6 protein-coding genes are annotated in these 6691 nt (G+C 72.3%); 4 read left to right on the plus strand and 2 right to left on the minus strand.

The annotated features are described in order from the left end of the window. On the plus strand, nucleotides 1-669 hold a 669-nt coding region (priA, locus tag ABZE72_RS15020; RefSeq protein WP_372729840.1), incomplete at its 5' end, for a bifunctional 1-(5-phosphoribosyl)-5-((5-phosphoribosylamino)methylideneamino)imidazole-4-carboxamide isomerase/phosphoribosylanthranilate isomerase PriA. Continuing rightward, nucleotides 666-1427 (plus strand): imidazole glycerol phosphate synthase subunit HisF, encoded by a 762-nt coding sequence (hisF, locus tag ABZE72_RS15025; RefSeq protein WP_372729841.1) that lies wholly within the window; start codon nucleotides 666-668, stop codon nucleotides 1425-1427. The genes priA and hisF, both read left to right, overlap by 4 nt. Before the next feature lie 22 nt (nucleotides 1428-1449). Here hisF and ABZE72_RS15030 read toward each other — a convergent pair whose 3' ends face one another. After that, the gene (locus tag ABZE72_RS15030) at nucleotides 1450-2466 is read right to left on the minus strand and encodes a hypothetical protein (RefSeq protein ID WP_372729842.1); all 1017 of its coding nucleotides are present in this window, start codon (nucleotides 2464-2466) and stop codon (nucleotides 1450-1452) included. Between the two features lie 108 nt (nucleotides 2467-2574). On the opposite strand from ABZE72_RS15030, the gene ABZE72_RS15035 reads away from it, so the two are divergent. Both ABZE72_RS15035 and ABZE72_RS15040 read left to right on the plus strand, forming a co-directional pair. Further along, complete coding sequence (locus ABZE72_RS15035; protein WP_372729843.1) at nucleotides 2575-4377, plus strand: ABC transporter ATP-binding protein; 1803 nt, start codon at nucleotides 2575-2577, stop codon at nucleotides 4375-4377. Next, nucleotides 4374-6206, plus strand: a complete 1833-nt coding sequence (locus tag ABZE72_RS15040) for an ABC transporter ATP-binding protein (RefSeq protein WP_372729844.1) — start codon at nucleotides 4374-4376, stop codon at nucleotides 6204-6206. Before ABZE72_RS15035 ends, ABZE72_RS15040 begins: the two co-directional genes overlap by 4 nt. A gap of 84 nt (nucleotides 6207-6290) precedes the next feature. Here ABZE72_RS15040 and ABZE72_RS15045 read toward each other — a convergent pair. Beyond that, nucleotides 6291-6691, minus strand: a 401-nt coding sequence (locus ABZE72_RS15045) for an HNH endonuclease signature motif containing protein (protein WP_372729845.1), incomplete at its 5' end; no start/stop codon positions are given.

Consider the following 6691-nt stretch of genomic DNA (forward strand, 5'->3'; position numbering starts at 1 on the left):
GGCTCCGAGAAGCGCTTCGGCGACCCGATCGAGGCCGCGTTGCGCTGGCAGGACGCGGGCGCCGAGTGGATCCACCTCGTCGACCTGGACGCCGCCTTCGGCCGTGGCAACAACCGGGAGCTCCAGGCGAAGATCGTCGGCACCCTGGACATCAAGGTCGAGATGAGCGGCGGGATCCGCGACGACGAGTCGCTCGCGGCCGCGATGGCGACGGGCTGCCGGCGGGTCAACATCGGCACCGCCGCGCTCGAGCAGCCCGACTGGTGCGCCTCCGCGATCGCCGAGTACGGCGACCGGGTCGCGGTCGGGCTCGACGTACGCGGCCGGACGCTGGCGGCGCGCGGCTGGACCCGTGAGGGCGGCGACCTCTACGAGGTCCTGTCCCGCCTCGACTCCGAGGGCTGCGCGCGGTACGTGGTCACCGACGTCAACAAGGACGGCATGCTCCAGGGGCCGAACCTCGACCTGCTGCGCGACGTCTGCGCGGCCACCGACCGCCCGGTGGTGGCCTCCGGCGGGATCACCGAGCTCTCCGACCTCGCGGCCCTGATGGGCCTGGTCGGCGACGGCGTGGAGGGCGCCATCATCGGTACCGCGCTCTACGAGGGCCGCTTCACGCTCCCCGACGCCCTGGCGCTGACCCGTCCGTCGGCGGGATCCGGCTCGTGAGCCTGGCGGTCCGGGTGATCCCGTGTCTGGACGTCGACGCCGGTCGCGTGGTCAAGGGGGTGAACTTCCGCGAGCTGCGGGACGCCGGCGACCCGGTCGAGCTGGCCCGGCTCTACGACGCCGCGGGCGCCGACGAGCTGACCTTCCTCGACATCTCCGCCTCGCACCAGGGTCGCGCCACGACGATGGAGATCGTCTCCCGGACCGCCGAGGAGGTCTTCATCCCGTTGACCGTCGGCGGGGGAGTCGGCTCGGTCGAGGACGTCGACCGGCTGCTGCGGGCCGGGGCGGACAAGGTGGCGGTGAACACGGCCGCCATCCGGCGGCCCGAGCTGGTCGCGGAGATCGCGGACCGGTTCGGCAACCAGGTGCTGGTGCTCTCGGTCGACGCCCGGCGCGCGAGTGGCACCGCCTCCGGCTGGGAGGTCACCACGCACGGCGGACGGGAGTCGGCCGGTCTTGACGCTTTGGAGTGGACGGTGCGTGCCACCGAGCTCGGCGCCGGCGAGATCCTGCTCAACGCGATGGACGCCGACGGCACCCGGGACGGCTTCGACCTCGACCTGATCCGGGCGGTGCGCGGCGAGGTCACCATCCCGGTGATCGCCTCCGGTGGCGCCGGCGCCGTCGAGCACTTCGCGCCGGCGGTCGAGGCGGGCGCGGACGCGGTGCTGGCGGCGACCGTCTTCCACTTCGGGACGCTCACCATCGGCGAGGTCAAGCAGGCGCTCGCCGGCGCCGGACACCCGGTCCGCTGATCGCGTCGACCCGGCCGCGGCCTCAGGGCCGCAGCAGTCGCAGCGGTACGTCGTACAGCCGTCGGGCCTCGGGGTGCGAGACCACGAGCCGATCACCCACCACGGCGGCCGCCACGTTCTCCGGGGTGGTGCCCGCCTCGTCCAGGACCAGCTCGCCGACCACCTGACGGGTGCGCGGGTCGATGGTCCACACCACCGGTCCACGCTGGCCGACCACGTAGACCAGGCCTCCGTTCGCCACGACGGCGTCCGCGGTGGCCAGGCCGGGCAGGCGTACCGCCGGCTTGAGGGTGGTGAGGTCGAACCCGATCACCTGGTCGTCCACCGTGCACGCCACCCAGAGCAGCCCCTCCGCCACCAGCAGCCCCGACGGGGTCAGGCAGGAGCCGGCGCTGCGGGACTCGACCTCGTCCCCGTCGAAGCGGGAGAGCGAACCCGCGGTGTGGTTGGCGACGAAGAGCGACCCGGAGGATGCCACCGTGACCAGGCGCGGGCCGACGCCCACCCCGACGGGCCTGCCCAGCTCTCCGGTGGTGGGATCCATCGGCAGGAGTCGATCGCCCGCCTGGTCCACGATCCACACGCTGGTGCCGTCGAAGGCCAGCCCTTCGGGCTCGCTGTCGGTGCGCCCCACCTCGACCCGCAGGTCGACCTCGGCGGTCGCCGGGTCGATCCGGACCACGGCGCCCTCGTCGATCAGGCTGACCCAGACCCCGGCCGGCGTCTCGACCAAACGCAGCGGCAGGTCGCCCACGGCGATCCGTCGACCGTCGCCGGTCAGGACCTCCCCGGCGTCGGGCAGTGCGGTCCACACCTCGGTGCCCACTCGGGCCACGCCCACCGGCCGGGTGTCGAGGTCGGTGACCCGGACGCCGGCCGGTGCGACGAACGGCGACGCGGACGGAACGCTCGTCGGGGACACCGAGGGGGACACCGAGGGCGACACCGATTCGGTTCCGCCGCTCCGGGGGGCGGGCGAGGAGCAGGCGGTCAGCACGAGTGCCAGGCAGAGGGACAGGAGCAGTGCGGAGGGCCTCATCCGGCGAACGTAGCCTGTCGGAAGCCGGGGAATACCGTGGCACGACGGCGCGGTTGCGCAGAGGCCCGACGCAGAGGCGTGCGGGGAGGAACAGGAGCGGCTCACCAGGTGACGGAAGCAACAGCCCCCGCGCGAGGATCCACGACCCGCCAGGGTTTCGCGGTCCTCGGAGTCGCCATCCGGCGCGAGCCCTGGATCTTCGCGCTCTCCACGCTCGGCAGTCTGCTCTTCGGTGCCCTGACCGTCGCCGACGCCTGGGTGCTCGGTTGGGCGACCGACCACGTGGTGATCCCCGCCTTCCGGGACGGCGAGATCGGTGGCGGCCTGCTCTGGGCGATCCTCGGGCTCTTCCTCGGGGTCGCGATCCTGCGCGCGGTCGGCATCGTCGCTCGGCGACTCGGGGCCGGCATCATGCAGTACCGGATGCAGGCGCACACCCGGCGCGCGGTCACCCGGCAGTACCTCTCCCTGCCGATGGAGTGGCACCAGCGACACCCCACCGGGCAGCTGCTCTCCAACGCCAACGCGGACGTCGAGGCTGCGTGGGGGCCGATCGCTCCGCTCCCGATGGCGGTCGGCACGCTCGCGATGATGGTGATCGCGATCGTGCAGATGCTCTTCGCCGACCTCGTCCTGGCGATGATCGGCCTGCTGGTCTTCCCGCTGGTGATCGCGGCCAACATCGCCTACCAGCGGGTCGCCTCGCCGCTGATGACCCGCGCCCAGCAGCTGCGCGGCGAGGTCAGCGAGATCGCCCACGAGTCCTTCGACGGCGCCCTGGTGGTCAAGACCCTCGGCCGCGAGGGCGAGGAGACCGACCGCTTCGCTGCCAAGGCGCACGAGCTGCGCGAGGTGAACATCCGCGCGGGCAGGGTGCGGGCGGCGTTCGACCCCGTGCTCGCTGCCCTGCCGAGCTTCGGCGTGCTGGTCGTCCTGGCCGTCGGCGTGGACCGCGTGCTCTCGGGGGCCACCGATCCCGGCGCCGTGGTCACCGTGGCCTACCTGCTCACGATCGTCTCGTTCCCGATCCGCTCGATCGGGTGGCTGCTCGGTGAGTTCCCGCGCAGCGTCGTCGGCTTCCGCCGGGTCTCGGCCGTCCTCGACGCGCGCGGCGGGCTCGAGTTCGGCGACCACGAGGCGGTCGGGGAGGGCGCCGGCGCACGTCTCGAGGTCGAGGACCTGGCGTACGCCTACGACCGGTCCCAGCCGGTGCTCGACGGGCTGAGCTTCACCGTGGAGCCGGGGCGCACCGTCGCCATCGTCGGCCGGACCGCGTCGGGCAAGAGCACGCTGACCTCGCTGCTGACCCGTCTGGTCGACCCCGACGCCGGCCGGATCCTGCTCGACGGCATCGACCTGCGCGACCTGGCCCGGGGCGAGCTCGCCTCGGCCGTCTCGATCGTCGCGCAGACCGCGTTCCTCTTCGACGACACCGTGCGCGGCAACATCACCCTCGGCAGCGACGCGATCACCGACGAGGACGTCTGGGCCGCGCTGCGACACGCCCAGGCGGACGGCTTCGTGGCCGCCCTGCCCGAGGGGCTCGACACCCGACTGGGGGAGCGCGGCACCTCGCTGTCGGGTGGTCAGCGCCAACGGATCTCCCTGGCCCGGGCCCTGGTCCGCAAGCCCCGGCTGCTGATCCTCGACGACGCCACGTCCGCGGTCGACCCGGAGGTCGAGGCCCGGATCCTGGCCGCCCTGCGCACCAGCGGCGGGGGCGCCACGCTGGTCGTGGTCGCGTACCGCAAGGCCACCATCGGACTGGCCGACGAGGTCGTGCACCTCCAGGACGGTCGGGTCGCCGACCGGGGCACCCATCAGGAGCTGCTGGAGCGCAGCCCGTCGTACGCCCGTCTCGTGAACGCCTACGAGACCGAGCACTCCGAGCTGGCAGGGGATCTCCAGTGACCACGACGCCGACGGGTCCGGCCCCGGCTGCCGCGCAGCGCACCAGCGGGACCGCGATGGACTCGGGCGAGGAGATGGGCGCCTTCGAGACCATCCGCCGGGGCGTGCACTTCTCACCGGAACTCAAGGAGGGTTTCCGCGGAACGCTGCTCCTCGCCGTGCTGGCCTCGCTGGGGCAGATCGTCGTGCCGGTCGCGGTCCAGCAGACCATCGACCAGGGCCTGAACGCCCCGGGTGGTCCGGACGTGGGCTACACGGTGTCGATGGCGGTCCTCGCCGGCATCGCGGTGCTGCTGACCGGTGCGGCGTCGTACGCGATGACCAGCCGGCTGTTCCGGGTCTCCGAGCGTGGCCTCGCCACGTTGCGGATCAAGGCCTTCCGGCACGTGCACGACCTCCCGCTGCTCACCCAGAACACCGAGCGCCGCGGAGCCCTGGTCGCCCGGGTCACCAGCGACGTCGACCAGGTCAGCCAGTTCCTGGTCTTCGGCGGTCTGATCTTCGTGATCAGCGTCGGTCAGATCCTGGTCGCCACTGTGGTGATGGTGGTCTACAGCTGGCAGCTGGCCATCGTCGTGTGGCTCTGCTTCGCGCCGCTGTTCGCTTCGCTGCGGTTCTTCCAGCGGCGGCTCTCCGAGGCCTACGGGATCGTCCGGCGCCAGGTCGGCCTGCTGCTCTCCGCGATCGCCGAGCCGGTCGTCGGTGCCGCTGTGGTCCGCTCGTACGCCGTCGAGGCCCGCACCCAGCGCCGGATCGACGAGGCGGTGGACGCCCACCGGGTCGCGAGCACCCGGGCCCAGGGGTTCACCGCGTTCTCGTTCTCGTTGGGCGGCATCTCGGCCGGGCTGGCGAACGCCGGGGTGCTGATCGTGGGGATCTGGCTGGGCTTCGCCGGTGACATCACCGCCGGCAAGGTGCTGGCCTTCGCGTTCCTGGTGACGCTCTTCGTGGGCCCGGTGCAGATGGGCACCCAGATCCTCACCGATGCGCAGAACGCCATCGCCGGGTGGCGCCGCGTGATCGGGATCCTGGAGACCCCTGCCGACCTGGTCGACCCGGGGGCGGACGGGCGGGTCCTGCCCCGGGGCCCGATCGACATCCGCTTCGAGGACGTGACCTTCGCCTACCCCGCCGGGCCGCCGGTGCTGCGCGACGTGACGATGGAGATCGCTGCCGGCTCGCGGATCGCGATCGTGGGGGAGACGGGGTCGGGCAAGTCCACCTTCGCCAAATTGCTCACCCGGCTGATGGACCCCGACGAGGGCCGCGTCCTGCTCGACGGCATCGACGTCGCGACGATCGCGCCCGGGTCGCTCAGGCGCAGCGTGGTGCTGGTGCCCCAGGAGGGCTTCCTCTTCGACGACACGATCAGCGCGAACGTCCGCTATGGCCGGCTCGACGCCACCGAGGCCGACATCCTGGCCAGCGCACGGGAGCTGGGCCTGGACGACTGGCTGGCCGGCCTGCCGAACGGCGTGCACACCCAGGTGGGTCAGCGCGGCGACTCGCTCTCCGCGGGGGAGCGCCAGCTGGTCGCTCTGCTGCGCGCGCACCTGGTCGATCCCGACCTGCTGGTGCTCGACGAGGCGACCAGTGCCGTCGACCCGTCGCTGGAGATGCGGATCAATCGCGCCCTGGAGCGCCTGATGAGCGGGCGGACCTCGGTCACCATCGCGCATCGGCTCTCGACCGCCGAGAACGCCGACGAGGTGGTCGTGGTGGACCGGGGTCGCATCGTCCAGCGCGGGCCGCACGCCCAGCTCCTGACCGAGACCGGCAGCGTGTACGCCGGCCTGCACGCGTCCTGGGTCTCCCAGCAGGGCTCCTGATCGGGGCACGCCGACGATGCGCCGCGGACCGGCGGGTCCTCAGGACAGCGCACCGCGTCTGACGGTCGGCCGGGTGTGGGGCGGTCAGGGTTGTCGGTCCCGGCTGACGTCGCGGCTGACGTCGGTGGTGCCGGTGGGGTCGCGGAGGTAGGTGTAGCCGTGCGGGCTGTTCCACAGGAACGATCCGGGATCGAGCCTGGTGTAGCGCCAGCCGCCGTGGGTCTTCAGTCGGTGGTGCCTGCGGCACAACGGCGCGATGTTGTCGGAGGTTGTGCTGCCGCCGGCGTTGTGGGGCTGGATGTGGTCGCTGTCGCAGGACCGGGCTGACCTGGTGCACCACGGGAACACGCAGGTCGGGTTGATCAGAACGGACTGTTCGCGGATCCGGTCGGGGACTTCGTAGGCGTCGACGTGGTGGTGCTCAGCCAGGTCGATCACCGGCTTCACGATCACCTGTGTGTCCGGGTTGGTGCACCAGCCGCGGA

The organism is Nocardioides sp., assembly GCF_041600255.1.
In the GTDB taxonomy this organism is placed as follows: Bacteria; Actinomycetota; Actinomycetes; order Propionibacteriales; family Nocardioidaceae; genus Nocardioides.

Bases quoted from the DNA above. Each gene is read 5' to 3' on its own strand.
- ABZE72_RS15030 (WP_372729842.1), bottom strand. From the start codon at position 2,466: ATGAGGCCCTCCGCACTGCTCCTGTCCCTCTGCCTGGCACTCGTGCTG.